At 73.3% G+C, this 24,806-nt stretch carries 26 protein-coding genes and 1 pseudogene; 13 read left to right on the top strand and 14 right to left on the bottom strand.

Features of this window, described 5'->3' with window-relative positions; genetic code table 11:
- Nucleotides 1–141: 141 nt before the first annotated feature.
- Nucleotides 142–921, top strand: coding sequence for an IclR family transcriptional regulator (locus JQN84_RS01705; protein ID WP_204956636.1), 780 nt, complete (start codon nt 142–144; stop codon nt 919–921).
- Nucleotides 922–1,075: 154 nt separating this feature from the next.
- Nucleotides 1,076–2,203, top strand: a complete 1,128-nt coding sequence (locus tag JQN84_RS01700; protein WP_204956635.1) for a glycoside hydrolase family 12 protein — start codon at nt 1,076–1,078, stop codon at nt 2,201–2,203.
- A 68-nt stretch (nt 2,204–2,271) separates the two neighbouring features.
- On the opposite strand, the gene JQN84_RS01695 is transcribed toward JQN84_RS01700, so the two are convergent.
- Complete coding sequence (locus JQN84_RS01695) at nt 2,272–3,054, bottom strand: aldo/keto reductase (protein WP_204956634.1); 783 nt, start codon at nt 3,052–3,054, stop codon at nt 2,272–2,274.
- Nucleotides 3,055–3,169: 115 nt separating this feature from the next.
- Here JQN84_RS01695 and JQN84_RS01690 point away from each other — a divergent pair, with 115 nt between their 5' ends.
- On the top strand, nt 3,170–4,006 hold the full coding sequence (locus tag JQN84_RS01690) for a threonine synthase (protein ID WP_372445873.1): 837 nt from the start codon (nt 3,170–3,172) through the stop codon (nt 4,004–4,006).
- Nucleotides 4,003–4,416, top strand: coding sequence for a pyridoxal-phosphate dependent enzyme (locus JQN84_RS32505; protein WP_372445872.1), 414 nt, complete (start codon nt 4,003–4,005; stop codon nt 4,414–4,416). Before JQN84_RS01690 ends, JQN84_RS32505 begins: the two co-directional genes overlap by 4 nt.
- Before the next feature lie 51 nt (nt 4,417–4,467).
- On the opposite strand, the gene JQN84_RS01685 is transcribed toward JQN84_RS32505, so the two are convergent.
- Together JQN84_RS01685 and JQN84_RS01680 are read right to left on the bottom strand one after the other, a co-directional pair.
- Nucleotides 4,468–4,860: a cupin domain-containing protein gene (locus JQN84_RS01685; protein ID WP_204956633.1), complete on the bottom strand. Its 393-nt coding sequence runs from the start codon at nt 4,858–4,860 to the stop codon at nt 4,468–4,470.
- 248 nt (nt 4,861–5,108) lie between these two features.
- The gene (locus tag JQN84_RS01680) at nt 5,109–5,516 is read right to left on the bottom strand and encodes a hypothetical protein (protein WP_204956632.1); all 408 of its coding nucleotides are present in this window, start codon (nt 5,514–5,516) and stop codon (nt 5,109–5,111) included.
- 297 nt (nt 5,517–5,813) lie between these two features.
- On the opposite strand from JQN84_RS01680, the gene JQN84_RS01675 reads away from it, so the two are divergent.
- Entirely contained in the window at nt 5,814–6,503 is a 690-nt protein-coding gene (locus tag JQN84_RS01675; RefSeq protein WP_204956631.1) for a response regulator transcription factor, read from the top strand.
- A gap of 83 nt (nt 6,504–6,586) precedes the next feature.
- Here JQN84_RS01675 and JQN84_RS01670 read toward each other — a convergent pair whose 3' ends face one another.
- Nucleotides 6,587–7,936 carry a cellulose binding domain-containing protein gene (locus JQN84_RS01670; RefSeq protein WP_204956630.1) on the bottom strand — a complete coding sequence of 450 codons (1,350 nt, stop codon included), beginning with the start codon at nt 7,934–7,936 and terminating at the stop codon, nt 6,587–6,589.
- Nucleotides 7,937–8,155: 219 nt separating this feature from the next.
- Here JQN84_RS01670 and JQN84_RS01665 point away from each other — a divergent pair, with 219 nt between their 5' ends.
- Nucleotides 8,156–9,265, top strand: coding sequence for a beta family protein (locus JQN84_RS01665; RefSeq protein WP_204956629.1), 1,110 nt, complete (start codon nt 8,156–8,158; stop codon nt 9,263–9,265).
- A 5-nt stretch (nt 9,266–9,270) separates the two neighbouring features.
- Here JQN84_RS01665 and JQN84_RS01660 read toward each other — a convergent pair whose 3' ends face one another.
- Entirely contained in the window at nt 9,271–9,552 is a 282-nt protein-coding gene (locus JQN84_RS01660; RefSeq protein WP_088641796.1) for an adhesin, read from the bottom strand.
- Between the two features lie 215 nt (nt 9,553–9,767).
- Between JQN84_RS01660 and JQN84_RS01655 the strand changes: the two genes are divergently transcribed.
- Entirely contained in the window at nt 9,768–10,493 is a 726-nt protein-coding gene (locus JQN84_RS01655; protein WP_204956628.1) for an MIP/aquaporin family protein, read from the top strand.
- Between the two features lie 97 nt (nt 10,494–10,590).
- The gene (gene dacB / locus JQN84_RS01650; RefSeq protein WP_204956627.1) at nt 10,591–12,174 is read left to right on the top strand and encodes a D-alanyl-D-alanine carboxypeptidase/D-alanyl-D-alanine endopeptidase; all 1,584 of its coding nucleotides are present in this window, start codon (nt 10,591–10,593) and stop codon (nt 12,172–12,174) included.
- A gap of 13 nt (nt 12,175–12,187) precedes the next feature.
- On the opposite strand, the gene JQN84_RS01645 is transcribed toward dacB, so the two are convergent.
- From JQN84_RS01645 to JQN84_RS01635, 3 genes are all read right to left on the bottom strand, one after another.
- Nucleotides 12,188–12,625: a nitroreductase family deazaflavin-dependent oxidoreductase gene (locus tag JQN84_RS01645; protein WP_204957281.1), complete on the bottom strand. Its 438-nt coding sequence runs from the start codon at nt 12,623–12,625 to the stop codon at nt 12,188–12,190.
- Nucleotides 12,626–12,701: 76 nt separating this feature from the next.
- Nucleotides 12,702–13,601: a hypothetical protein gene (locus tag JQN84_RS01640; RefSeq protein ID WP_281900183.1), complete on the bottom strand. Its 900-nt coding sequence runs from the start codon at nt 13,599–13,601 to the stop codon at nt 12,702–12,704.
- A gap of 223 nt (nt 13,602–13,824) precedes the next feature.
- Complete coding sequence (locus JQN84_RS01635; protein WP_204956626.1) at nt 13,825–14,418, bottom strand: pentapeptide repeat-containing protein; 594 nt, start codon at nt 14,416–14,418, stop codon at nt 13,825–13,827.
- A gap of 77 nt (nt 14,419–14,495) precedes the next feature.
- Between JQN84_RS01635 and JQN84_RS01630 the strand changes: the two genes are divergently transcribed.
- On the top strand, nt 14,496–15,728 hold the full coding sequence (locus tag JQN84_RS01630; protein ID WP_204956625.1) for a serine hydrolase domain-containing protein: 1,233 nt from the start codon (nt 14,496–14,498) through the stop codon (nt 15,726–15,728).
- A 73-nt stretch (nt 15,729–15,801) separates the two neighbouring features.
- Here the strand turns inward: JQN84_RS01630 and JQN84_RS01625 are convergent, their stop codons facing one another.
- Nucleotides 15,802–16,266 carry a PPOX class F420-dependent oxidoreductase gene (locus JQN84_RS01625; RefSeq protein ID WP_204956624.1) on the bottom strand — a complete coding sequence of 155 codons (465 nt, stop codon included), beginning with the start codon at nt 16,264–16,266 and terminating at the stop codon, nt 15,802–15,804.
- A gap of 28 nt (nt 16,267–16,294) precedes the next feature.
- Nucleotides 16,295–16,930 carry a DUF6642 family protein gene (locus tag JQN84_RS01620; protein ID WP_204956623.1) on the bottom strand — a complete coding sequence of 212 codons (636 nt, stop codon included), beginning with the start codon at nt 16,928–16,930 and terminating at the stop codon, nt 16,295–16,297.
- 319 nt (nt 16,931–17,249) lie between these two features.
- Between JQN84_RS01620 and JQN84_RS01615 the strand changes: the two genes are divergently transcribed.
- Nucleotides 17,250–18,029, top strand: a complete 780-nt coding sequence (locus JQN84_RS01615; protein WP_281900192.1) for a D-Ala-D-Ala carboxypeptidase family metallohydrolase — start codon at nt 17,250–17,252, stop codon at nt 18,027–18,029.
- Between the two features lie 64 nt (nt 18,030–18,093).
- Here the strand turns inward: JQN84_RS01615 and JQN84_RS01610 are convergent, their stop codons facing one another.
- The 4 genes and pseudogenes from JQN84_RS01610 to JQN84_RS01595 all read right to left on the bottom strand — a co-directional run bounded on the left by JQN84_RS01610 (nt 18,094) and on the right by JQN84_RS01595 (nt 22,155).
- The gene (locus JQN84_RS01610; protein WP_204956621.1) at nt 18,094–18,585 is read right to left on the bottom strand and encodes a hypothetical protein; all 492 of its coding nucleotides are present in this window, start codon (nt 18,583–18,585) and stop codon (nt 18,094–18,096) included.
- 88 nt (nt 18,586–18,673) lie between these two features.
- Complete coding sequence (locus JQN84_RS01605) at nt 18,674–20,098, bottom strand: ATP-binding protein (protein WP_239484623.1); 1,425 nt, start codon at nt 20,096–20,098, stop codon at nt 18,674–18,676.
- A gap of 70 nt (nt 20,099–20,168) precedes the next feature.
- A pseudogene (locus JQN84_RS01600) lies at nt 20,169–20,917 on the bottom strand (response regulator).
- A complete protein-coding gene (locus tag JQN84_RS01595) occupies nt 20,914–22,155 on the bottom strand; it encodes a sensor histidine kinase (protein ID WP_204956620.1) in 1,242 nt (413 codons plus the stop codon). The pseudogene JQN84_RS01600 and the gene JQN84_RS01595 overlap by 4 nt, the downstream one beginning before the upstream one ends.
- A gap of 133 nt (nt 22,156–22,288) precedes the next feature.
- On the opposite strand from JQN84_RS01595, the gene JQN84_RS01590 reads away from it, so the two are divergent.
- From JQN84_RS01590 to JQN84_RS01580, 3 genes are read left to right on the top strand one after another with little or no spacing between them, the layout of a single operon-like run.
- Nucleotides 22,289–23,188 carry an ABC transporter ATP-binding protein gene (locus JQN84_RS01590; RefSeq protein ID WP_204956619.1) on the top strand — a complete coding sequence of 300 codons (900 nt, stop codon included), beginning with the start codon at nt 22,289–22,291 and terminating at the stop codon, nt 23,186–23,188.
- A gap of 5 nt (nt 23,189–23,193) precedes the next feature.
- Nucleotides 23,194–23,967, top strand: a complete 774-nt coding sequence (locus JQN84_RS01585) for an ABC transporter permease (protein ID WP_204957277.1) — start codon at nt 23,194–23,196, stop codon at nt 23,965–23,967.
- 2 nt (nt 23,968–23,969) lie between these two features.
- Nucleotides 23,970–24,689: a YqeB family protein gene (locus JQN84_RS01580; protein ID WP_204956618.1), complete on the top strand. Its 720-nt coding sequence runs from the start codon at nt 23,970–23,972 to the stop codon at nt 24,687–24,689.
- Nucleotides 24,690–24,806: the final 117 nt, after the last annotated feature.

The raw sequence follows: 24,806 nt of genomic DNA, 5'->3' as shown, positions 1-24,806 counted from the left end.
GCGCGATCGGCGCACACCAGAGTCGATGTTCCCCCTCCCGGCACCCTCCGGACTGGACAGAAAGTTGTTCAGCCAGCTGAACGAGGTTCGATCGAAGAATACCCATCGGCCGGATGTCGTCCGTCTCACTACAGTGACGACGTGACGACGGACGAGTCATACCGCTCGGTCAAGTCGGCGGGTCGGGCGCTGGACGTGCTGGAGGCGCTCGCCACTCCGGACGGCCCCCGCTCGCCGGTGGAGCTGAGCCGGGCGCTGGGCATCCCCAAGAGCAGCCTGCACGCCATCCTGCGGACCCTGCTGGACCGCGAGTGGGTGGCCGCCGACCCGACCGGCACCCGGTTCTCGGTGGGGTTGCGGGCGCTGGAGGTCGGCGCGACGTTCCTGGCCGGCGCGGACGTCGCCGCCCTGCACGAGGTGACCCTGGACCGGCTGGCGGAGTGTTCCGGCGAGACGGTGCAGCTCTACCGGCTCGACCGGGGCGCGGTGGTGCTGCTGGCCCGGCGGGACTCGGCGCACATCGTCCGGCCGGTCTGCGCGGTGGGTCGCCGGTTGCCCGCGCACGCCACCGCGGCCGGCAAGGCGTTGCTCGCCGCCCGCTCCGACGAGGAGGTCGACAGGTTGCTGCAGTGGCCGTTGCCGGCGGTCACCGGGCGGACGGTGACCACGCCGGAGGCGCTGCGTGCCGAGCTGGCCGCGGTGCGGCGGCGGGGCTGGGCCGAGGAGTGGGAGGAGTGCAGCCCGGGGCTGGCCGCGGTGGCGGTGGCCATACCACTGCGGGAGCCGGCGGTGGACGCGATCTCGGTGGCCGCGCCGGTGGACCGGCTGGGGCCGGAGGCGCGGGCCCGGCTGGCCGCGGTGTTGCGGGAGACGGTGGCGCAGGCCCGGATGGCACGCACCCTGCTCGCACCCAACCTGTAGGACGCGGTTCAGGTACGTGGACGAGATCGGCGGTTAACTTAACCGGTTCAGTTGCATCACAGTTTCAAGTATGTAAATGTGTTCGGGACCGTGGGAGCGCTCCCGGTCACGTCCGAGACACTCCGGCGCCCCCGCGCCGCAGCCAAGGAGCATCATGAAGCGTCCATTGCGGGCCCTCGCCGCCGCCGGCCTCCTGGCCGTCGGCACGATCGTGGCCGTCGCCACCGGCGGCACCGCCTCCGCCGACACCCAGATCTGTGAGCAGTTCGGCTCCACCGTCATCGGCGGCCGGTACGTGGTGCAGAACAACCGCTGGGGCACCGCCGCCCAACAGTGCATCAACGTCACCGGAAGCGGCTTCAGCATCACCAGCCAGCAGGGTTCCGCGCCGACCAACGGCGCGCCGGTGTCGTACCCGTCGATCTTCGTCGGCTGCCACTACACCAACTGCTCGCCGGGCACCAACCTGCCGGCCCAGGTGAAGTCGATCAGCAGCGCGCCGGGCAGCATCTCCTTCAACTACGTCGGTGGCGCGATCTACGACGCCGCCTACGACATCTGGCTCGACCCGTCGCCCAAGCGGGACGGGGTCAACGCCATGGAGATCATGATCTGGTTCAACCGGCAGGGCAGCATCCAGCCGATCGGCTCGCCGGTGGGCAACACCAGCATCGCGGGCCGCAGCTGGGAGGTGTGGCGCGGCAACAACGGCGGCAACAACGTCATCTCCTACGTCGCGCCGTCGGCGATCCAGAGCATGAGCTTCAACGTGCTCGACTTCATCGCCGACACCCGCAACCGGGGGGCGATCACCAACGACTGGTACCTGACCAGCATCCAGGCCGGTTTCGAGCCCTGGCAGGGCGGCGCCGGGCTGGCCGTCACCAACTTCTCCCAGACCGTCAACACCGGCGGCAACCCGCCGCCCACCACCGCCCCGCCGACCACGCCACCGCCCACCGGCGGCGGCTGCGCGGTGAAGTACACGTCCAACTCGTGGAACAACGGGTTCACCGCCGACGTGACCATCACCAACCGGGGCGCAAGCGCCATCAACGGCTGGACGCTGACCTACAGCCTGCCCAGCGGGCAGCAGGTCACCAGCTCGTGGAACGCCACCGTCACCCAGAGCGGGTCCACGGTGACCGCCCGCAACGCCGCGCACAACGGCAGCATCTCCCCCGGTGGCACCGCCAGCTTCGGCTACCAGGGCTCGCTGAGCGGGACGTACTCCGCGCCGACCAGCTTCTCGCTCAACGGCGTCACCTGCGCCCGCGCCTGAGACCCCACACCACCCACCACCACGCGGGGGCGTGACCTGCCGGTCACGCCCCCGCACCCTGTCCGGGCTCAGCCGCCCAGGGCGTCGATGTCGCGCATCTCCTCGGCGGTCAGCGAGAAGTTCCAGATGTCGGCGTTGGCGCGGATGCGTTCCGGGGTCACCGACTTGGGGATCACCACGATCTCGTGGTCGACGTGCCAGCGCAGCACCACCTGCGCCGGGGAGACGTCGTGCGCGGCGGCGATCCGGGTCAGCACCGGGTCGCTCAGGTCGCTGGCCTTGAACGGGCTGTAGCCCTCCAGCACGATCCCCCGGTCCCGGTGCTCGGTGTGCCGCTGCCGGTCGTACAGCGACGGGCTCCACCGGATCTGGTTGACCGCCGGGTTCTCCTCGGTCGCCTGGATCAGCTCGTCGAGCTGCGCGGTGCCGTAGTTGCTCACCCCCACCGCCCGGGTGAGGTCCGCGTCCCGGGCGGCCAGCAGTTCCCGCCAGACCGGGATGCTGTCCGCCGGCGACGACGGCGGCCAGTGGATCAGCCAGAGGTCGAGGTGGTCGGTGCCCAGCGCCCGCAGGCTCGCCTCGATCGTCTCCCGTTCCCGGCCGACCCGGTCCGGCGGCAGCTTGGTGGTGATGAAGACGTCCTCGCGGCGCAGCCCGCTCTCCCGCACCGCCCGACCCACCTCCTCCTCGTTGCCGTACATGGTGGCGGTGTCGAGGTGCCGGTAGCCGGCGTCCAGCGCGGCCAGCACGGCGTCGTAGCCGGCCCGGCCGGTCGCCTGCCAGGTGCCGAAGCCGAGCAACGGCATGCGTACGTCGCCGGGAAGCAGGACGGTGGGTTGGTCGAGGTCCATACCGACCGTTCTACCCGTGATCGGCGCGGGCATGCCGGGCGAGCGGCGAACCCGGGCCGATTGCCGGAGAATGCCGGTGTGCCGAGCACCGACCGGGCCGACGGCGAGGAGCATCGTGTACCTGACCCACCTGGAGTGTCCGCGCTGCGGCCGGGAGCACGACGCCCACCGGCTCACCAATCTGTGCGACTGCGGGTCACCGCTGCTGGCCCGCTACGACCTGGCGGCGGTGGCCGCCGCCGTGACACCCGAGCGGTTCGGGCTGCGCCCGGCCGACCTGTGGCGCTACCGGGAGCTGCTGCCGGTGGCCGACGAGCGGCACGTCACCACGTTGGGTGAGGGCTGGACGCCGCTGTGGCGCGCGCCGGCGTACGGCCACGAGATCGGCGTGGCCGACCTGATCGTCAAGGACGAGGGGCTCACCCCGACCGGGTCGTTGAAGGCCCGGGGTGCCGCCGTCGGCGTGAGCCGGGCCCGCGAGCTGGGCGTACGACGGTTCGCCATGCCCACCAACGGCAACGCCGGAGCGGCCTGGGCGACGTACGCGGCGCGGGCCGGGATGGCGGCGACCATCGTGATGCCGCTGGACGCCCCGACCATCTGCCGCCGCGAGTGCGTCGCCGCCGGTGCCGACCTGCGCCTGGTGGACGGGTTGATCAGCGACGCCGGACGCCTGGTGGCCGAGCTGGTCGCCGACGCGGACGGGGCGGTCTTCGACGCCGGGACGCTGCGCGAGCCCTACCGGCTGGAGGGCAAGAAGACGATGGGGTACGAGATCGTCGAGCAGCTCGGCTGGCAGGTGCCCGACGTGATCATCTATCCCACCGGTGGCGGGGTGGGCCTGATCGGCATCCACAAGGCCCTGCACGAGCTGCGGGAACTCGGCTGGGTGAGCGACCGGCTGCCCCGGCTGGTGGCGGTGCAGTCGACCGGCTGCGCGCCGATTGGGTGAGCGACCGGCTGCCCCGGCTGGTGGCGGTGCAGTCGACCGGCTGCGCGCCGATCGTGCGGGCGTTCGCCGCCGGTGAGGAGCGGGCCCGCCCCTGGGCCGACGCGCACACCGTGGCGTTCGGGATCACCGTGCCGGCCCCGCTGGGCGACGAGCTGATCCTGACCGCGCTGCGGGAGAGCGGCGGGACGGCGGTCGCCGTCGACGACGCGGAGATCCTCACCGACCTGCGGGAGTTCGCCACCCGGGAGGGGTTGCTGCTCTGCCCGGAGGGGGCGGCCTGCCTCACCGCCGCCCGGCACCTGCGGGCCGGCGGCTGGATCCGCCCCGACGAGCGGGTGGTGGTGCTGAACACGGGGTCGGGGCTGAAGTACCCGGAGACGGTGGACGTCTCCGCCGTACCCGTGGGCTGACGCCGTGCCGGCGTCCCCCGGTGGGCGGGACGCCGGCACGGCGGCTGCGGGTCAGGACGTCGGCGGTTCGTCCTCGCCGGCCGCCTCGGCCGCGTCGGCCTCCTCCTTGGTGTGGTGCACCACCTGGTCGGCGTGCTCCGGCGGGCCGTAGACCGTGTAGAGGACCAGCGGGTTCGGCCCGGTGTTGACGAAGTTGTGCTTCGTCCCGGCCGGCACCACCACCAGGTCGCCCTGGGCGACGTCCCGGGTCTCCCCGCCGACCCGGGCCTCCCCGGTACCGCTGACGAAGGTCAGGATCTGGTCGATCCCGTCGTGCACCTCCTCGCCGATCTCCCCGCCCGGCGGAATGGTCATGATCACCAACTGGGTCTTCTCCCCGGTCCACAGCACCCGGCGGAAGTCCGGGCTCTTCTCGGCGACCGTCGCGATCGTGAAATGCTCCATGTTCCGGTCATACCCGCAACGGCAACGGATCACGCCGTGTCGTGCAGATGAGGCAATTCCCGGCCCCGGGCAGGTTTGCGCACCGACGGATCGGGCATCGAGCACCCCAGACCGGCGCGGGCACCGCACCGGTCGCACCAGGTCCCCGCTGGCGTACCGCCGAATGGCTGCGGTGGTGGGAGACGGTCGGAGCGCGGCGACGGACGGCCGGTGTGCCGTACGGCGCCGTGCGCCCGTCTCCGCCTTCCTCAGGCCAGGACCGCGAGGTGGAACGGACGGTCCGAGACACTGCCGTCGGTGGCGAACGTCCTGACGAACACCCCGTTCGGGATTCCCGTCCGACCGACCACGCTGATCCCGCCGGGCGGCGCGAGCCCGGCGCTGCCGGCCAGCCCGATCGTGCCCACGTAGCCGCCGGTGCTCACGTCCTGGTCGAAGACCACCTGGTACATGCCGGAGGCGAGCCGGGTGGCCGACGCCGCGCCGAGCCCGCGGGCCAGGGTGCCGTTGGCGTGCACCACGGCGTAGAGCATCCGGGCCGAGGCGGGCAGCCCCACCCGCCGGTCGCCGGCCAGTTGGGCATCGGCCAGGGCCAGGTCGGTGCGGCAGGGGACGGGCTGGTTGACCGGGCGACGCCGGGAACCGGTGCTGGACATCGTGGTGCTCCTGCCTGCCGGCCACCTGCTCGGGCCGGGAGCGTTGGGGGGATGGTGACCCGCGCCGACCGAGCGGATCCGTACCTCGAAAATATGTCGGTTACACCTTTTGCGACCACTCACCCAACTGTCCGTTACCTGACACGCAACCACTATGAGCTGCGAAAACACCCCCGGCACGAGCCGTCGCCCGCCGACGGCGGCGGCAGCGCCGGCCCGTCGACCGGGCGGACACCGGGACCGGCCGGCCCCGCCCGGTCGACGGTCGGGGCCGCCGCCCGGGGCTAGCCTGCTGGGGTGGCCCGCCTGCTGCTCGTCGAGGACGACCTGACCATCCGCACCCCGCTGGTCCGGGCGCTGCGCGACCGGGGGCACGCGGTGGCCGCCGCGTCGACCGCGATGGAAGGGCTGCGGCTCACCCTCGACGACCGGCCCGACCTGGTCGTGCTCGACCTCGGCCTGCCCGACCTCGACGGCGGTGAGCTGCTGCGGATGCTGCGCGCGGTCAGCGCCGTACCGGTCATCGTGGCCACCGCCCGCGACGACGAGCGGGAGATCGTCCGGCTGCTCGACGCCGGTGCCGACGACTACCTGGTCAAGCCGTTCACCGCCGCCCAGCTCGACGCCCGGGTCCGGGCGGTGCTGCGCCGGGGCGGGGCCGAGCGGCCCGACGGCGAGCCCGTGCTGGTCGTCGGCGGGCTGCGGATCGACCCGCGCGCCCGTCAGGTAACCCTGGACGGCACGCCGGTCGAGCTGACCCCGCGCGAGTTCGACCTGCTGCACCATCTCGCCGGCCGCCCCGGCACGGTGGTGACCAAGCGGGAACTGCTCACCGAGGTCTGGCAGATCCCCTACGGCGGGGCGGACAAGACCGTCGACGTGCACCTGTCCTGGCTGCGCCGCAAGCTCGGGGAGAGTGCCCAGCAGCCCCGCTACCTGCACACCGTACGCGGGGTCGGGGTACGGCTCGCCGCGCCCGGGACGTAGCGCCCGGCTCACGGTGCCCGGGATCGTGGTGCCCGGGGCCGGTCGACCGGCCCGCCGCCACGGGCGGACCGGTCACCGGTGGTTTACCGCACGGCGCAGGTCGCCACCGTCGGGGGCTGGTTGTCGCCGGTGACGACCATGCCCCAGCTGGTGGTCGCGCCGGGGCTCAGGCTCCCGTTGTAGGGGGCGTTGGTCGCGGTGACCTGCCGGCCGGACTGGCTGACCGTGGCACTCCACGACGAGGCGATCTGCTGGGTTCCGGCGAAGGTCAGCGCGGTGGTCCAGCCGGTGATGGCGCTGACTCCGAGGTTGCGCACGGTGACCTCCGCCTGGAAGCCACCCGACCACGAGCCGGTCACCCGGTAGGCGGCCGAGCAACCGGTCACCGGGGCCGGGGTGCCGGTGGGGGTGGGGGTCGCGGTGGGGGTGACCGGCGGCGTCGCGGTGGGGGTGACCGTGGGGGTGCCGGTCGGGGTCGGGGTCGGCCCGTCGGAGGTGGTGTAGTCGACCCGGGTGTACGCCGCCGAGCACGTCCCGCCGCAGGAGGCGGGCAGGGCGAACCGGTAGACCCGACCGTTGTTGATCAGCGTGCCGGCCGCGTCGCGGACCCGGATCTGAAAGTCGGTGCCCCCGGCGGCGGTCGCCCCGATCACGTACGACTGTCCCATGTCGCTGTTCATCGTGGCGGCCGTCCACACCCCGCCGGCCAGGTACTCCACCCCGTGGATGCCGTTGGCCAGGTGCGAGACGGCGATCGCCGGCCAGTACCGCTGGGCGCCCTTCATGAAGCCGATCCGGATGTCGCCGGAGTAGTCCGGGGCGGGCACGAACGACCAGGAGACGTGCCGGTTGTTCCAGTGGGTGGGGTTCATGTCCCCCACCGGCGTGCCGTTGCGCACGAAGCGGTTGAGCGAGGCGGTGGAGAGGTCCAGGTGGTAGGGGTCGTCGCGGCACCAGGCGTTGCCGTCGCCGCAACTGTCCGCCACCACCATGGTCAGGGTCGCCCCGCTGTACGCGTCGGCGGTCCACGAGCCGTTGCGGCAGAACGGCTGGCCGGGCGCGCCGTCGTTGACGCCGGTGCAGTAGTCGCCGACGGTGACCCGGACGAACCGGCCACAGTTGAGGCCGTTGTTCCACAGCCCGATCTTCGCCGCCTGGCTGGCCGGGATCGGCCGCATCGGGTACGACGAGTAGTCGCCGGGCAGGTCGTAGGCGTTGAGCGCGACGAAGTCCGGCGCGTCCAGCTCCGCCTGGGGCAGGCCGCAGCCGCCGTACGGTGCGCCGAGGGCGTCGAAGTGGGTGGCGTTGCCGGTGACCGGGGTGGTCGGCTCGGGTACCGCGAGCGCCCCGGCGGGCAGCGGGACGACCAGCAGCAGTACGGCGGCGGCGGTCAGCGCCGCGAGCAGACCGGCACGGTGACGCGAGGAGGTCATGAGGGGGTACGCCTTCCGGGCAGCAAAAAGCGGGGACATGGGTCTTCGGATGCCCTTCCACGCCCGGCGTACCGCCCACCCATGCCACCACCGGCACCGACCACTGTCAATGTCCAAGGTGGACGGGACCGGGGTCGTGACCGTCGACGGGACCGGATGGTCGGTGACGCGACCGTCGTAACCCCTGTGGTGGGGGCGTCCGGCCCGGTAGATTGAGGTATGGTGCCCGCCCCCGGGGGTCGGGTGGCGGAGCCGGTCTACCGCCCCATCCTCACCAGCAGACGCGGTGAGCTGGAGGCGCTGGGTCATCTGGACAGCGCCCACGCTCCCCTGGTCGTCCCGGTCCTCGACGTGTCCCCGGCCGACACCGGCCTGCCCGAGATGCTGCGCCGGCTACCCGCCGGGCTGGTGCCGGCCGTCGACGTGTGCGCGCTGCCCGACGGGCCGGGCGGCGAGCTGGCCCGGTGGGGCGTACCGGTGCAGCCGGTGGTCGGGCTGGCCTGCGGTGACCGGCGGCTGGCCGCGCACGGCGCGGCGTGCCGGGCGTACGCCCGGGGGGTGGTGGTCCGGCTGCGGCCCGGCCGGGACCGCACCGGCCCGGACGCCACGACGGCGGCGGTGGAGCGGGTGTGGCGGCGCACCGGACTGGTCCCGGAGCAGTGTGACCTGCTGGTCGACGCCGGTGACGTCTGCTGCCTGGCGGACCTGCGCGTCGCCGAGCCCCGGGTACGCCGGGTGGTGGACTGGGCCCGCCGGCACGCCTGGCGCACGGTGACCGTGGCGGCCGGCGGGATGCCGCCGTCGCTGTCCCGGCTGGCCACCGACGAGCCGGTCCGGGTCGACCGCTGGGACTGGCTGTTCTGGCGTCGGCTGGCCGACCTGGGCGTCGGCTACGGCGACTACGGGGTGTCGCCCGCGCCACCGGGCGGGGTGGAGTCAGGCGGGGTGGAGCCGGGCGACCGGCTGCCCACGGTGCGGTACACCACCGAGGACGGCTGGTGGATCTACCGCTGGTCGCGGCGGGGCGGCCGGGGCGACGATCGGTTCGCCGACCTGTGCCGCACGCTGGTCACCTCCGGGCACTGGCCGCCCGCCGGGGCGGGCTTCTCCTGGGGCGACCACGAACTGCTGCGCCGGGCCCGCCGGGTCACCGGCGCGGGCTCACCGGCGAACTGGACGGCGTGGAGCACGTCGCACCACCTGGCGCACGTGCTGGCGGCGCTGACCGGCCCGGCCGACGGGCGGCGTCGCAGCCCGCCGACGCCCACCGACGACCGCACCGGGTTCACCCGCCCACACCGGGGCGGTGAGCACCGGCGGGGCCGGTGACCGGGTCACTCCTGCTCGGTGAACCCGAACTGCACCACGCCCTCGTCGTCGACGGAGGCGTCCACCGAGCTGTCGTTGAGCAGTTCGGCGGCCTCGGCGTCGAGGAAGATGCGCGCCCCCTCCGTGTCGACCACCTGGTCGCCCTGCGCCGGCACCGGCACCAGTTCGATGGTGAGCGCGCCGGCCTCGGTGTCGGCGGCGATCCGCAGCCCACCGTCCTGGGCGACGTCCTGCTGGGCCGCGAGGTCACGGATCACGAGCACGGCGTTGTCGGTCATGGTGAGCATGATGGGACTCCTCGGGAGTTGTCGGGCGGAACGTGGCGCGACGACAGATGCGCGCCCCTGCGGCGGACCGGTGCCGCCGGGCGGTCCCGGCGGTGCCGCCGCGCGGCCCTCTCCCCCACCGTGCCCCCTGGCCAGGGGTTCGTCAAATAGAGCAGGGTCTGTCGGAGATCCCCGTTTCTGCTCCCGGCGACCCGGCGGCTTTCTACGCTGAGCGCATGGACGCTGCCCGACGGTACGCCGCCGAGTTGATCGGCACCCTGCTGCTTGTCTTCGTGGGGGTGGGCACCGCCGTGTTCGCCCAACTCCAGGGCGGCGTGGTGGTCGTGGCGTTGGCCTTCGGGTTCGTCCTGGTGGGGCTGGTGTACGCGATCGGACCGCTCTCCGGCGCGCACCTCAATCCCGCGGTGACGTTGGGGGTGCTGCTCTCCGGCAAGATCTCCGCGGTCGGCGCGGTGGCGTACTGGCTGGCGCAGTTCGTGGGGGCCACGGTGGCCGGCTTCGCCATCTGGGGGCTGGTCCGCTGGGGCGGCGTGGCGGACCAGACCGGCGTGTTGGGCACCAACGGTTACGGGGTGCACATCAACCAGGGCGGTACGGCGGTGCTGGAGGTCATCCTGACGTTCCTGTTCGTGCTGGTGGTGCTGGTGGTGACGAGCCGGGTCGAGCACGCCGGTTTCGCCGGGCTGGCGATCGGCCTGGCGCTGGTGGCGGTGCTGCTGGTGGGGATCACCCTGGACGGCACCTCGATCAACCCGGCCCGGTCGTTCGGCCCGGCCGTGTTCGAGGGGGGCGCGGCGCTGCGCCAGCTGTGGGTGTTCATCGTCTTCCCGCTGCTCGGCGGGGCGCTGGCCGCACTGGCCGCGCCGCTGCTGGTGAAGCCGAGCCGGCACTTCCGCGCCGAACCCGACGCACCCGACCCGGCCGCGCCGGATCCCACCTGACCCACCGACGGACCGCCCACCCGGGGCCGCCAGCCCTGGAAGAAAACCTCCGGCACCGGGGCTTGCCCGACGGAAACCTTCGTGGCAGCGTCGTCGCATGCATCGTCGTCTCTTCCCCCGGACGCTCGCGCTGGTGGCGCTGGTCGCCACCGTGGCCGCCGCCGGTGCGCTGCCGGCGACCGCCGAGTCCCCCGCCCCGGCGGCCACCCGGCTGCACGCCACCATCGACGCCGTCCTGGCCGATCCCCTGCTCGCCGGCGCACAGGCCGGCGTGGTCGTGGTGGACACCGCCACCGGCCGGACCCTCTACGACCGCGACGGCGACCGCCGCCTGGTGCCCGCCTCCAGCACCAAGCTGTTGACCTCGACGGCGGCCCTGGCGCTGCTCGGCCCCGGCCACCGGTTCGGCACCGACGTGCTCACCGACGGCCGCCGCCGGGCCGGCCTGGTCTCCGGCAACCTCTACCTGCGCGGCGGCGGCGACCCGACGATGCTGGCCGCCGACTACGACGCGCTGGCCGCCCAGGTCGCCGACAGCGGGGTACGGGTGGTGACCGGCAACCTGGTCGCCGACGACACCCGCTACGACGCCACCCGGCTCGGCCCGGAGTGGGCCTGGGACGACGAGTCGTACTACTACGCGGCGCAGGTCTCCGCACTGAGCCTCGCCCCGGACACCGACTACGACGCGGGCACGGTGATCGTGCGGGCCGCCCCGGCGGACAGGGCCGGTGCGCCGCCGGTGGTCACCATGACCCCACCCAACGGCTACCTGCGGATCGACAACCGGGCCGAGACGGTGGCCGAGGGCGGGACGACGTTGTCGTTCGAGCGGACGCACGGCGGCAACACCATCGTGGTCACCGGCCGGATCGCGGCCGGTGCGGCAGCGGTCAGCGACTGGATGACCGTCTGGGAGCCCACCGGTTACGCCGCCGCCGTCTTCCGGGACGCGCTGCGCCGCCACGGGGTGCGGGTGCTCGGGCGGACGGTGCCCGGCCGGGCCACCCCGACGGACGCCGTCCCGGTGGCCCGGCACGACTCGATGCCTCTCGCCGAGTTGCTGGTGCCCTTCCTCAAACTGTCCAACAACGGGCACGCCGAGGTGTTGACCAAGGAGATCGGCCGGGTCATCTCCGGGTCGGGCGGCTGGCCGGCCGGGCTCGCCGCGATCAGCGAGTACGTCGCCGACACCGGAGTGGACACCGGCGTGCTGCGTCAGCTCGACGGCTCGGGGCTGTCCCGGCGCAACCTGATCCCGGCCGGCGAGTTCGTCGCGCTGCTCGCCGCCGTCCGTCGGGAACCCTGGTTCGACACCTGGTACGCGGCCCTGCCGATCGCCGGCAACCCGGACCGCCTCGTCGGCGGCACCCTGCGCAGCCGGATGCGCGGCACCCCGGCGGCGGACAACGTGCACGCCAAGACCGGCAGTCTGACCGGGGTGTCCGGCCTCTCCGGTTACGTCACCGACGGCGACGGCCGGCTGCTCGCCTTCTCGGTGGTGCTCAACAACTTCCTGACCTCGTCGGTGAAGGGGCTGGAGGACCAGATCGCGATCGCGCTGGCCGGCTACCGCGAGGGGGACGGCGGGTCGGCGCGGGCCACCCCGCCGGTGGCCCCGGAGGTGCCCCGGGTGCCCGAGGGCCGGGAGTGTTCCTGGGTCAAGCCGATCGTCTGCTGAGCCCGTCGCCCGGTCAGCGCCGGTGCAGCACCACCACCGGGATCTCCCGGTCGGTCTTGCTCTGGTATTCGTCGTAGGCGGGCCAGATGGCGGTCATCGTCGGCCACATCCGGGCCCGTTCGGCCGGCTCGGCGGTGCGCGCCCGCACGCCGAACGTCTCGGGGCCCACCTGCACCTGCGCGTCGGGGTCGGCGAGCAGGTTGAGATACCAGGAGGGGTGCTGGGGCGCGCCGCCCTGGGAGGCGACGACCAGGTGGTCGTCGCCGTCCCGGCCGTAGATCAGGGCGGTGCGGCGCAGTTTGCCGCTGCGCCGGCCTCTGGTGGTCAACAGCAGGGTGAACACGCCCGGCTGCCATTCGTGCCCCTCCGCCCCGCCGGTGGCGACGTACCGGCGGATGTGGTCGGCGACCCAGCCCTCGGGGCTGTCCAGCACCTGCTCGTCGGTCGGCATCGGCGTCTCCGGGTTGCTCGTGGGCATCGACCCGGACACGTTATCCCGACATAAACCCCAGAAACGGGCGAACAGCTCAACGCACCGCCGCCGCCTGCAGGTTCACGTTGCCGCAGCTGCTGCGGAAGGTTTCCTCGACGGTCCAGCTGATCGACAGCCGCTCACCCCTCGGCACCCGGAACTTGATCACGAACTGGGCGGTGTGCGTGGTGTGCGGGTCCTCCAGCCGCAGCGTGCGGGTCGCCCCGCCGGTGGACAGCCGCACGTCCAACCGTCCCTGGGCCATCCAGACCCCGGCGAACAGGTGCACCGTACGCGGTTCGCCGTCGCCGGCCACGGACAGCGTGAACCCGTTGCCCGTCCCGCAGACGAACACGCCGACACCGGTGGCGGAGACGGCCGGCACCGGGGTTCCGTCGCGCCACCCGAACAGCTCGGGATTGGTGTCGTACCGGTCGCGTGCGCCCCGGCCGCCCTCGTCCCGGATCTCACCGGTGCCACCGCCCTTGCGGACCACGGTCTCCGGCCGGTTGAGCCCCCAGTGCACCCAGTCCCGGGTGCCCAGCGCGGTCAGGTCCACCTCGGCGGGCACGTCGGCCCGGGAGACGCTCAGCGTCGGCACGGCCGGCGACGGGGCCGCCACCGGGGTGCCCGTCGGCGTCGGCGGTTCACTCGGCGGCGGGGTGCGTTCCCGGGGCTGCAGGCCGGGGGTGGCGATTCCGGCCTCGGCCGACTCGCCCACCCCCGCCGCACCTGTCGGATAGCCGGCCGGGGTCGGCGCGCCGGCCGGCAGCACCAGGTCGGGCTCCGCCGGGTCCGAATCCGGGCCCAGATAGGTCACCAGCACCGCGAGGCAGGCCAGGGCCGTCACCGAGCCGATCGCCCAACGGCGGCGTTGCCGACGACGGGCCTCCCGCCGCTGCGCGCTGCGCGTCGTCGGGCCCGGCCCGATCCGCCAGGTCTCTTGGTCGTTCACGCGTGTCCCACTCCCCGGCCCGACGCCCGGGACCGCTCGGGGAGGGGGTGCGGTCGCGGCGTGAGCGTTTTCACGTTTTCATTTCAAGGCCGGGATGCGCCATATGCCAGCGGGAGGGCGTTTCCAGTTTGTTACCAAGTGATCCCGATGGAAAGTTTCCTGCCCGGCAGAAAACCGCAGCTCAGGGCCAGAATGGCAGGGAGATCGACAGCAGGCGGGACGGTCAGCGGATCTGGAAACCCAACGCCTGCGCCAGGATCAGCGCCTGCTGCGGGTCGATCACCGCGCCGGCCCGTTCGACAGCCGTCGGGTCGAACCCGGCGAGGTCGCTGCCCCGCAGGTCGGCCCCGGTGAACCGGGTCGCGCGCAGCTGGGCGGCCGAGAGGTCCACCCGGGCCAGGGTCGCGCCGCTCAGGTCGGCCCCGGACAGGTCGGCCTCGCGCATCCGCACGTCGCTGAACTGCGCGCCCCGCAGGTCGGCGTCGGGCAACCCGACGAACGACCAGTCCCCGCCCGAAACCCGCAGCGGACGCAGCGCGCACCCCTCGAACGTGCTGCCGACCAGCTTGCACCCGGTGAACTCGGCCTCGAACAGGTTGCACCGGCGGAACCCGCAGCGGACGAAGGCCGAGTCGGTGTGCCGGGAGGCGTTGAACGACACCCCGCCGAAGTCGCACCCGGTGAACGAGGCGCCCCGGCTGACCGCCTCGGTCAGGTCGACGTCGATGAAGACGCAGCGCACGAAGTGCCTGTCGGTCAGCTCCTCGGCGTACCAGTCGGTGTGGCGGAACGTCTCGTCCTCGATGGTCTGCGGCACCGCTCCACCCTAGGTGCGAGCACCGACACCACCGCCGCACCTTCCGTCCGGCGCGTACCGGCTAGTAGGTTCGGCGGGTGAGCGTGGCACCCAGCAGCGACCCGGCCCGCACCGGCTTCGACCCGGCCCGACTGGCCCGCATCGACGAGCACTTCGGCAGGTACGTCGACGACGGCCGGCTGGCCGGGTGGCAGATCGTGGTCACCCGCCGCGGCGAGGTCGCGCACTCCTCGGTGTACGGGCTGCGCGACGTGGAGGCGGGCACCCCGGTCGAGCCGGACACCATCTGGCGGATCTACTCGATGACCAAGCCGATCACCTCGGTCGCGGCGATGATGCTGTGGGAGGAGGGTCGGTTCGAGCTGACCGACCCGATCAGCCGCTGGCTGCCGGAGTTCGCCGACGTCCGGGTCTTCGACAAGGGTTCGGCGCTCAAGCCGTACACGGTGCCGGCGGTCGAGTCGATCCGGGTGTGGCACCTGCTCACCCACACCGCCGGGCTGACCTACGGGTTCGCGCAGACCTCGGTGGTCGACGCGCTCTACCGGGCCGCCGGCTACGACCTCGGCGTGCCGCCGGGGCTGGACCTGGCCGGGGCCAGCGCCGGGATGGCGAAGCTGCCGCTGCTGTTCCAGCCCGGCACCGGGTGGAACTACGGGGTCTCCACCGACGTGCTGGGCCGGCTGATCGAGGTGGTCTCCGGGCAGAACCTGGACGACTTCCTCACCGAACGGATCCTCACCCCGCTGGGCATGACCGACACCCGGTTCTGGGTCGACCCGGCCGACGCCAAGCGGCTCGCCGCGCTGTACACGCCGCACCCGGGCACCGGCCAGGCGGTCCGCGCCGACCAGCTCGGCGTCGCCGCGCTGACCCGCCCGCAGTGCTTCTCCGGCGGGAGCGGGCTGGTCTCCACCGCCGCCGACTACCACCGGTTCACCCAACTGCTGCTGCGCGGCGGCGAGTTGGACGGCGTACGCCTGCTCGGGCCCCGGACGGTGCGCTACATGACCCGCAACCACCTGCCCGGCGGCGGCGACCTGGCGTCGCTTCAGCCGGAGGGGTTCGCCGAGACGGTGCTGGACGGCATCGGCTTCGGGCTCGGCTTCGCCGTGGTGCAGGATCCGGTGCCGGCCAAGGTGCCGAGCAGCGTCGGCGAGTACTACTGGGGCGGGCTGGCCAGCACCGCGTTCTGGGTCGACCCGGCCGAGGAGATCACCGCCCTGCTGTTCACCCAGCTGATGCCGTCGAGCACCTACCCGTTGCGTTCCCAGCTCCGCCAGCTCGTCTACGCCGCCCTGGTCGGCTGAGCCGGCGGGCCGCCACCGGGTGACGGCTGACGACGCCGGCCGGCACGACGACGGCCGGCGTCGTACCGGAAGGTCAGTCCGCGAGGCGGGGCGGGAAGCCGCCGGTGGCGATCGGGCCCCAGCCCTCGACGGTGATCCGGATCAGCGACTTGCCCTGCGCCACCATGGCCGCCCGGTACTCGTCCCAGTCCGGGTGCTCGCCGGCGATGCTGCGGAAGTACTCCACCAGCGGGTCCAGCGCCTCGGGCAGGTCGAGCACCTCGGCCATGCCGTCGACCTGCACCCACGGGCCGTCCCAGTCGTCGGAGAGCACGCAGGCGGAGACCCGGGGGTCACGACGGATGTTGGCGACCTTGGCCCGTTCCGGGTAGGTGGAGATCACCAGGCGTCCGGCGGCGTCCACGCCGCAGGCGACCGGGGAGGACTGTGGCCGGCCGTCGGCGCGGGTGGTCATCAGCAGGACCCGGTGCCGGGGCCGGACGAAGTCGAGCAGGGCGTCCCGGTCGACCCGGGTGTTGGTTGCGACGCTGCGTGCCATCCCCCGGTTCTACCAGGCCCGACGGGCGTCAGCCGGACCGGCCGCCGACCCGGCCCGGTTGGGCGGGCACCCGGGGTCGGGCGGCGGGACGCCAGGCACGGCCGTTGGCGTAGATCACCCGGAAGCCGAGGTACGCCGCGAGCGGCGCCCAGTGCGCCGAACCCATCCGCAGCTCGGCGGCGTTGTGCCGCTGGCCGTTGGCGAGCACGTCGAGCAGCACGGTCTCGAAGGCGGCCGACTCGACCCAGTCGACCTCACGGGTGAAGCCGCAGATCAGGGCCGCGCCGGTGACGTCGAGGAAGTCCCGCAGGGTGGCGTCGGAGGCGCGCAGCACCGAGCAGCTGCCGAAGTAGAGCCGCCGGCCCTCGCCCCGGCCGGCCATCCGCTCGGCGACGTCGGCCAGCTCGACGGAGTCCCAGTCGGTGAGGCAGAGCCGGCTGGGTTCACCGTGCATGGCGAAGAAGCCGACCCGGTGGTCGGCGTACTGCTTGAGCAGCCACCGGTCGAGGAAGTAGAACAGCTCGTCACGGGTGGCGGCGTCCTTGTGGATGTAGCGGATGCGGCCGAGCCGTTCGAGCAGTTCGAGGGTGGGCAGCACGGATCCGCGCTCGTTGAGGTCGCGGTGCCACTGCCCCTCGACACAGAAGACCCCGCCCCGCGCCACCGGCCCACCTCCCCGTCCCCGCCGGGACGACGTTACCGGGTCAGGGTCACGGACCCACACCGCCATCGGTGCCCGGCTGATCCGTTTCGGGGCAGTTCACCGGTGTCGGAATTCCCGTCCCTCCCGTCACCGGCTGACCCCACCTGCCCGAATTACCATTCATCGCCATTCACAGGCAATACCCAGCTATCGCCGACTACGAGGACGATTCCCCTTTATTGCCGCGTATCGGCCAGGTAGCTGTCAGGGTGGAAGTTGCAGGACGTCCCGCGCGATGACCTGTTCACCACCCCATTCACTTCCAATCGGGAGGACTTCTGTGCGCCAGAACACTGTGCGGCGGGCACTCGTCGCGTTCGCCCTGGCTCTGCCGGGAGCCGCGATCGCCACGGTGGCCGCCGCGCCAGCGGCCCACGCCGACGGCTGCTACACCTGGAAACGCGACCTCTACCAGGGGCGCTCCGGCGACGACGTCCGCCAGTTGCAGATCCGGGTGGCCGGATGGGCGGCCCGAGGGGGAATTGTCCGGATCGACGGCGACTTCGGACCCGAGACCGCCGCCGCGGTCAAGCGCTTCCAGAGCGCGTACGGGCTGCGCAGCGACGGCATCGCCGGCAAGCAGACCTTCAGCAAGCTCTACCAGTTGCAGGACAACGACTGCACGCCGGCCCACTTCAGCTACCGGGAGCTGGACGACGGCTGCGGCAAGGGCGGCTGGAGCGGCGGTCCGCTCTCCGCCACCGACACCAAGGCCAACGCGGTGCGCACCATGTGGAAGCTGGAGGCGCTGCGGCGCGACCTGGGCGACAAGCCGCTCTACGTCACCAGCGGGTTCCGCGACAAGACCTGCAACAAGCAGGTCGGCGGGGCCTCGAACAGCCAGCACCTCTACGGCAACGCCGCCGACGTGACCTCTCAGAACAGGTCGCTGTGCGAGGTCGCCCGGGCCTCCCGCGACCACGGGTTCAGCGGCATCTACGGCCCCGGCTCCGCCGGGCACGACGACCACGTCCACGTGGACTCCCGGCGGGAGAACAACCGGGACAACCTGACGAACGGCACCAGTTGGGCCGCTCCGGACTGCGGCGTCGGCAACTGACCGACGCGACGGCCGACGCCGGCCCGGCCCCACGGGATCACCAGGGCCGGGCCGGCGTCGGGGCTCAGCTCGCCCGGGGCCAGCGTGGCGCGGCGGCGGGGGGCGTCACCGGCCGGCCGGGAACGCCGGGGCGCACGCCCGGCCGCATCCCTGCCGCGGCGGGCCGCGCCCCGGGCACGACCGGCCGACCGACCTGGCCGCGGGCCGGGTAGCCGGCCGCCGGGGCGGTCCGCGCCGGGGCCGCGCCGGGCCGGGGCGTGGTGTAGGTGAACGGGAAGGGCACGTGCACGAACGGGTTGCCGTGCCGGATCAACGCGTCGATCTGACGCTCGTTCAACCCGTGGTTCTCCAGCACCCGCCGCCCCCAACGGTGCAGCCGGCACGGGTACGACGCGCCGTCGTTGCGGCACAGCGGCCCGTTGGGCCATTCCTCGGCGGCGTGCACCACGACCGCCCGCACCGCGAGCCGGACGTCCTCGGGTGTCAACGAGGCGGGCACCGGCACCTCGCCCAGAACCTGATCGATGGGGTCCGTCGACTGCTCACCAACTCGCACGGCAGGCCTCCCGCAACTCGGCAGCGGCTGCGGCTGAATCGCCACAACGCATCCTCGCGCAGTGGTACGGGCGGTGACCGGCGGCGGTTCAATCCCCCCACGCGGTGAGCAGATCCTCCGGCGTCACCACCCGCACCCCGTCCACCACCGCGCCGGCCCGGGTCACCGCCAACAGCGGCACCCGTTCGTCAGCACCGGGCAGCCGGGACCGGTGCAGGGTGAGCCGTCCCAGGTCGTGCCCGTCGAAGGGCCGCTTCTCCAGCCACTTCACCGAGCCGACGACGGTGATCCGTCGGGCGACCGGTCCCCGGTCCGCCCCGACCAGGTCGATCTCCGGATCGTTGGTCCGGGTCCAGTAGCCGCCCACCACGCCGGTGCCCTCCGGCAGGTGGCCGGCGGGCAGCCGACGCAACGACTCCCGTACCACCGGCTCGATCGCCCGCCCCCGCCAGGACGTCCAGGAGGTACGCAGCCGGGCCAGGGTGAGATCGCCCCGCCCGCGCTCGATCTCGGGCAGGTACGGACCGAGAAAGGTCAGCCAGAAACGCAGGTACGGGTCGGCCACGGTGTAACGGGTTTCCCGCGAGGGGCGGGTGGACAGCGGGGTGGTCACCTCGACGATGCGCTTGTCGACCAGCAGTCGCAGCGCACGGCTGAGCGAAGCCTGGGGCAGGTCACCGGCGGCCCGTGCGATCAGTGAGAACGTCCGCTCCCCGGAGCCGATCGCCCGCAGCACCAGTCCGGCCTGCGACTGGGTGGGGAACTCGGCTGCCAGCGCCCGTTCCGCACTGACCAGCAGGGCAGAGGTCGGATCGGTCACCGCGTCGGCGAGGTAGTCGGCGAGGCCGGCCCCGCTGGGCCACTCGTCGAGGATCAGCGGCAGGCCGCCGGAGACGAGATAGGCGTCGAAGGCGTCAGCCGGTGCCGCCCCGAGCATCTCCCGGACGTCGGCGGGACTCAGCGGCGGCACCACCAACTCCGTCGCCCGCTGGTGGAACGGCCGGCCGTAGTCGTTCAACGCCTCCATCATGGCCAGGTCGGAGCCGATGCCGATCACCAGCACCGGTAGCCGGGACAGCTCCCGGTCGAACACCTTCTGCAGGGTGCCCTCCAGCCCGGGGTCCGTGGCGATCAAGTAGGGCAGCTCGTCGAGCACCACCACGGCCGGCCGGTCCGTCGGCAGGGCAGCGACCAGCAGGGTGAGCGCGGCGTCCCAGGTGCCCGGACGCTGAGCGGCGAAGAGGTGCGCGCCGGGCAGGCTGGACCCGACCACCGCCTCGACGAACAGCGCAAGATCGGCAGCCACGGTGGGCTGGGCGGACGCGGTGAAGAACACGTGTGGCACCCCGGCCCGGTCGACGAACTCCTCGACCAGGCGGGACTTGCCGACCCGACGCCGCCCCCGCATCAGCAGTGCCCGCCCGGGGCGGCCCGCCCGCCCTCCCCGGATGACCTTGGCCAGCATGCCGTCGAGCAGGGCGAGTTCCCGGTCCCGGCCCACGAAGCCGCGCATACCCTGCTCCCACGCACTCACAGTTGATACTACCAAAAATGAGGGTATCAAGGCTGAGTGCTACAGATCCTCAGACCAGGCCGGCGTCGTGGACCAGCAGCGCCACCTGCACCCGGTTGTTCAGCTCCAGCTTGGTCAGCAACCGGGACACGTACGCCTTCACCGTCGCCACGCTCATGAACAGCTCCGCCGAGATCTCCGCGTTGGTCCGGCCGTGACCGAGCGCCACCGCGACCTCGTGTTCCCGCTCGGTGAGCCCGGCCAGCAGTCGCAGCGCCCGGTCCCGACGCCGGTCCGGACCCGGCGTGGGCCCCACGGTCAGGTGGCTGATCAACTGCCTGGTCACCGTCGGCGACAGGGTGGCCTCACCGGCGGCCACCCGCAGCACCGCCCGGACGATCTCGGCGGGCGGGGTGTCCTTGAGCAGGAAACCGCCGGCCCCGGCCCGCAACGCCCGCAGCACCTGCTCGTCGGCGTCGAAGGTGGTCAGCACCAGCACCTCCGGCGGGTCCGGCGACGCCCGCAGCGTCTCGGTGGCGGCCAGCCCGTCGACCCGGGGCATCCGGATGTCCATCAGCACCACGTCCGGCGTGCACCTGGCGACGGCGGCAGGCACCTCGTCGCCGTCGGCGGCCTCGCCCACCACCCGGACGTCCGGCACGCCGCCGAGGATCATCGACAGCCCGGCGCGGACCAGCGGGTCGTCGTCGACGATCAACACCCGCACCGGGACGGCGTCGCCGTCGGTCGTCACCGGGCACCGCCGGGCAGCCGGTCGGCCGGGCTGCGCACGCCGGCCACGGCAGCCGGGCTGCTCATGCCGGCCACGGCAGCCGGGCCGCCAGCCGGAAGTCGCCGGTCGCCCCGTCCCGGCCGTGGGTCAACCGGCCACCGGCCAGGGTGACCCGCTCGGCGATGCCGACCAGCCCGGTCCCGGCACCCGGCAGGGCCGGCGCGGAGCTGCCCACCGGCCAGGGGTTGCGGATCTCCACCGCCAACTCCCGCCCCGGCCCGCCGGCCAGCCGGACGCCGACCGTCGTGTCGGGGGCGTGCTTACGCGCGTTGGTCAGCCCCTCCTGCACGATCCGGTACGCGCTGCGCCCCACCGCCGTCGGCACCCGCGTCGGGTCGGCGACCTCGTCGACCAGGGTGACCCGGACCCCGGCGGCCCGGGACTCGGCGATCAACGCGGGCACGTCGGCGAGGGTGGGCTGGGGGCGTTCCGGTGCGGCGTCGCCGCCGGAGGCGTCGGCCCGGAGCACCCCGATCACCTCGCGCAGGTCCTGAAGGGCGGCGTGGGCGCTGCCCCGGATCACCCCGGCCGCCCGCGCCACCTCCTGCGGCGGCGCGTCCGGGCGGAACTCCAACGCCCCGGCATGCAGGCTGAGCAGCGAGATCCGGTGCGCCAGCACGTCGTGCATCTCCCGGGCGATCCGGGTGCGTTCGAGCTGGCGGGCCTGTTCGACGCGGAGCTGCTGCTCGGCCTCGGCCCGGTGGGCCCGGTCCCGCAGCGACAGCACCAGCTGCCGGCGGGCCCGGACGAACAACGCCCAGGCCACCACGATCCCGACGAACATCACCGTCCAGGCCACCGTCGCCCAGTAGGGCAGCGTCGGGTCGGGGCGCACGACCGTGTAGAGCGGGATGACCGCCAGGTGGAAGCCGACCAGCGCCGCGCCGATCGGCAGCGGCCGGTGGACCAGCACGGTGAAGACCACCACCAGCATCGCCACCCCGGCGGTCACCGAGAACAGCGCCAGCGGCAGGCCGGCCACGGCCAGCCCGACCGGCCAGCGCCGACGCAGCCACAGCGCCGCGCAGTAGCCCAGGCCCGCCGCCAGGTCCACCCCGACCAGCCAGGACGGCCCGGCGTTGTGGGCGAACTGCGGGTCGGGCGACGTCGCGTCGCCGAACGCCAGCAGCGCCCAGCCGACGGCCAGCAGGAAGGCCACCGTGTCGACCAGCCAGTCCCGCGGCGTCCGTCGGGGCGCCCTCGCCTCGGGCGTCAGCGCCCCCGGCAGCAGCCAGGGATGATCGGGTACGACGGCAGCACTCACCCACCCATGCTAGAAAGCCGGACGGCGCCCCGGACACCAACCAAAGTCGAGGTCTGCGGGTAGACCGAGGTAGGGGCGGCTCTCGACGGTCGGCCGCAGCGCCCGGCCGGGTGGCTGGGACAGGCTCGACGGCATGATCGCAGTCGAGCACCTCACCAAACGGTACGGCCCGCACCCCGCCGTCGACGACGTCTCGTTCCGCTGCGAAGCGGGCACGGTGACCGGTTTCCTCGGCCCGAACGGGGCGGGCAAATCCACCACCATGCGGATGCTCTGCGGGCTGACCCGCCCGAGCTCCGGCACCGCCACCGTCGCCGGTCAGCCCTACCGGGAGCTGCCCAACCCGGGCCGCGAGGTGGGCGTGCTGCTGGACGCCTCGGCGCAGCACGTCGGGCGCAGCGGGCGGGAGACCCTGTTCCTGGCCGCCCGCACCATGGGCGTGGACGCCGACCGGGTGCCCGCCGTGCTCGACCGGGTGGGCCTGAACCCGGTGGCGGCGAAGCGGCGGGTCGGGGCGTACTCGCTGGGCATGCGGCAGCGGCTCGGCCTGGCGCTGGCGCTGCTGGGCGAACCCCGGGTGCTGGTCCTCGACGAGCCGGCCAACGGCCTGGACCCGGAGGGGATCTTCTGGATGCGCGGCCTGCTGCGCGACTTCGCCGACCGGGGCGGCACCGTGCTGCTCTCCTCCCACCTGCTGCGGGAGGTGGAGGCGGTCGCCGACCGGCTGGTGGTGATCGGCGGCGGCCGGGTGGTCGCCCAGGGTGGCAAGGACGAACTGCTGGCCGGGGCCGGCACCCTGGTCCGGGCCCGCGACCCCCGCGCCCTGCGGCTCACCCTCGACCGGGCCGGGCTGGACGCCACCGGCAGCGCCGACGGCGGGTGTGTGGTGCACGCCGAACCCGGCGTCGTCGGGCAGGCCGCCGCCGACGCCGGGCTGGTCCTGACCGAGCTGCGGCCGGCCGGCGGCGGTGGCCTGGAACAGCTCTTCCTCACCCTGACCGCCGGCGCGAGCACCAAGGAGGCCGTGCAGTGACCACCATGACGACAACTCCCCCCACCACCGTCCGGCCGGTCGTGACCGGGCCGTCCCTGGCCCGGTTGGTCGGGGTGGAGCTGCGCAAGCTCGGCGACACCCGGGCCGGCCGCTGGCTGCTGGCCTCGATCGGGTTGATCGCCGCCGCGATCGTCGCGCTGCAACTGCGCTTCGTCGACGACGCCGCGCAGACCTTCAGCAACTTCTTCACCGCGTCGCTCGCGCCGGTGGCGCTGCTGCTGCCGGTGCTGGGCATCCTGTCGATCACCGCCGAGTGGTCCCAACGCACCGCGCTGACCACGTTCGCCCTGGTGCCGCGCCGGGAACGGGTGATCGTCGCCAAGCTCGCCGCCGTGCTGCTCGCCGCGTTGGCGTCGGTGCTGGTGAGCCTGGCCGTCGCCGCCGTCGGCACCCTGCTGGCCGGGATCACCGGCGGGGCGGGCAGCTGGGACCTCGACTGGACGGCGGCCGGGCACGCCGCCGTGTTCCAGGCCATCAACGTGCTGATCGGCGCGGGGTTCGGGTTGCTGCTGCTCAACACCCCGCTGGCGATCGTCACCTCGCTGCTGCTGCCGACCGTGTGGGGCATCCTGTCCGCGATGATCACGGCGCTGCACGGCCCGGCCCGCTGGCTCGACACCTCGATCACCATGGAGCCGCTGCTCGGCCCGGACATGACGGCCGGACAGTGGGGTCGACTCGGGGTGTCCCTGCTGGTCTGGGTGGTCGCGCCGATCGCCGTCGGGACGGTGCGCACGCTGCGGCGCGAGGTGCACTGACGATGCGGGCGCAGGAGCCGGGCGGCGCGACCAGGGTCGGTGGCGACGTCGGGGAGCTGCTGGTGATGTGGGTCGGCTTCCCGCTGCTGGGCGGTGCCCTGGGTGGGCGGCTGCCCATGGTCGCCGACTGGGTGGCGGGGCTGCCGTGGGCTCCGGTGCAGGGCTGGTTCGAGCTGGTCGCCGGGTTGCCGTACCGGCGGGCGCTGGCCGGGGGCCTGCTGCTCGGGATGCTGGCCGGGCTGCTCCTGGCCTACGTCGGCACCCGGGAACGGTTGATCGTCACGGTGGACCGGGGCGGTGTCCGGCTACGCCGCGACGGCGTCGACCGCGAACTGGCCCGGCGCACCGTCACCGCCGTCTTCGTCGACGGCCGGGAGCTGGTGCTGCTCGGCCCGGCCGGCGCGGAGCTGGCCCGGGAACGCTCCGACCTGAGCCGGCGGCAGCTGCGGGACGCGTTCGACGGGCACGGGTGGCCGTGGCGGGACGCCGACCCGCACCGGGACGCGTACCGGCGGTGGGTGGCGGGGCTGCCGGACCTGCCACCGGGGGCGGACCCGCTGCTGCGCGCCCGCCAGCGGGCCGTCGACGCCCACCGGGCGCGCGACGTCCGGGAACTGCGCGCGGAACTGGCCCGGATCGGGGTGGTCGTCCGGGACGAGGGTGGACGGCAGTACTGGCGGGCGGCTGCGCACCCGGATGGGCAGGCCCCGCCGCAGCCGTAGCCCGGCGTCCCCGGTCCGACCGCCCGGCACCTCGTTCGAGCGTGACCAAGGTGTCGCCGATTGTGCATCCGCCGCACAGGGAGTATCAACCTAGGTGGATGCATTCCCGGCGGAAGG

The sequence above is a fragment of the Micromonospora humidisoli genome, from assembly GCF_016900955.1.
GTDB classification, from domain to species: domain Bacteria; phylum Actinomycetota; class Actinomycetes; order Mycobacteriales; family Micromonosporaceae; genus Micromonospora; species Micromonospora wenchangensis.
Note: the sequence above shows the minus strand (reverse complement) of the source record. Positions and strands in the feature narration are given on the sequence as shown.

Excerpts from the sequence above, each read along its gene's own strand:
- JQN84_RS01645 (WP_204957281.1), bottom strand. The coding sequence starts at position 12,625 with ATGCCGACCGACGAGCAGGTGCTGGACAGCCCCGAGGGCTGGGTCGCC.
- JQN84_RS01580 (WP_204956618.1), top strand. The coding sequence starts at position 23,970 with ATGCGGGCGCAGGAGCCGGGCGGCGCGACCAGGGTCGGTGGCGACGTC.
- JQN84_RS01590 (WP_204956619.1), top strand. The coding sequence starts at position 22,289 with ATGATCGCAGTCGAGCACCTCACCAAACGGTACGGCCCGCACCCCGCC.
- JQN84_RS01670 (WP_204956630.1), bottom strand. The coding sequence starts at position 7,936 with ATGACCTCCTCGCGTCACCGTGCCGGTCTGCTCGCGGCGCTGACCGCC.
- JQN84_RS01700 (WP_204956635.1), top strand. The coding sequence starts at position 1,076 with ATGAAGCGTCCATTGCGGGCCCTCGCCGCCGCCGGCCTCCTGGCCGTC.
- dacB (WP_204956627.1), top strand. The coding sequence starts at position 10,591 with ATGCATCGTCGTCTCTTCCCCCGGACGCTCGCGCTGGTGGCGCTGGTC.
- JQN84_RS01660 (WP_088641796.1), bottom strand. The coding sequence starts at position 9,552 with ATGCTCACCATGACCGACAACGCCGTGCTCGTGATCCGTGACCTCGCG.
- JQN84_RS01665 (WP_204956629.1), top strand. The coding sequence starts at position 8,156 with ATGGTGCCCGCCCCCGGGGGTCGGGTGGCGGAGCCGGTCTACCGCCCC.
- JQN84_RS01695 (WP_204956634.1), bottom strand. The coding sequence starts at position 3,054 with ATGGACCTCGACCAACCCACCGTCCTGCTTCCCGGCGACGTACGCATG.
- JQN84_RS01685 (WP_204956633.1), bottom strand. The coding sequence starts at position 4,860 with ATGGAGCATTTCACGATCGCGACGGTCGCCGAGAAGAGCCCGGACTTC.
- JQN84_RS01680 (WP_204956632.1), bottom strand. The coding sequence starts at position 5,516 with ATGTCCAGCACCGGTTCCCGGCGTCGCCCGGTCAACCAGCCCGTCCCC.
- JQN84_RS01605 (WP_239484623.1), bottom strand. The coding sequence starts at position 20,098 with ATGCGCGGCTTCGTGGGCCGGGACCGGGAACTCGCCCTGCTCGACGGC.
- JQN84_RS01625 (WP_204956624.1), bottom strand. The coding sequence starts at position 16,266 with ATGGCACGCAGCGTCGCAACCAACACCCGGGTCGACCGGGACGCCCTG.
- JQN84_RS01655 (WP_204956628.1), top strand. The coding sequence starts at position 9,768 with ATGGACGCTGCCCGACGGTACGCCGCCGAGTTGATCGGCACCCTGCTG.
- JQN84_RS01585 (WP_204957277.1), top strand. The coding sequence starts at position 23,194 with ATGACGACAACTCCCCCCACCACCGTCCGGCCGGTCGTGACCGGGCCG.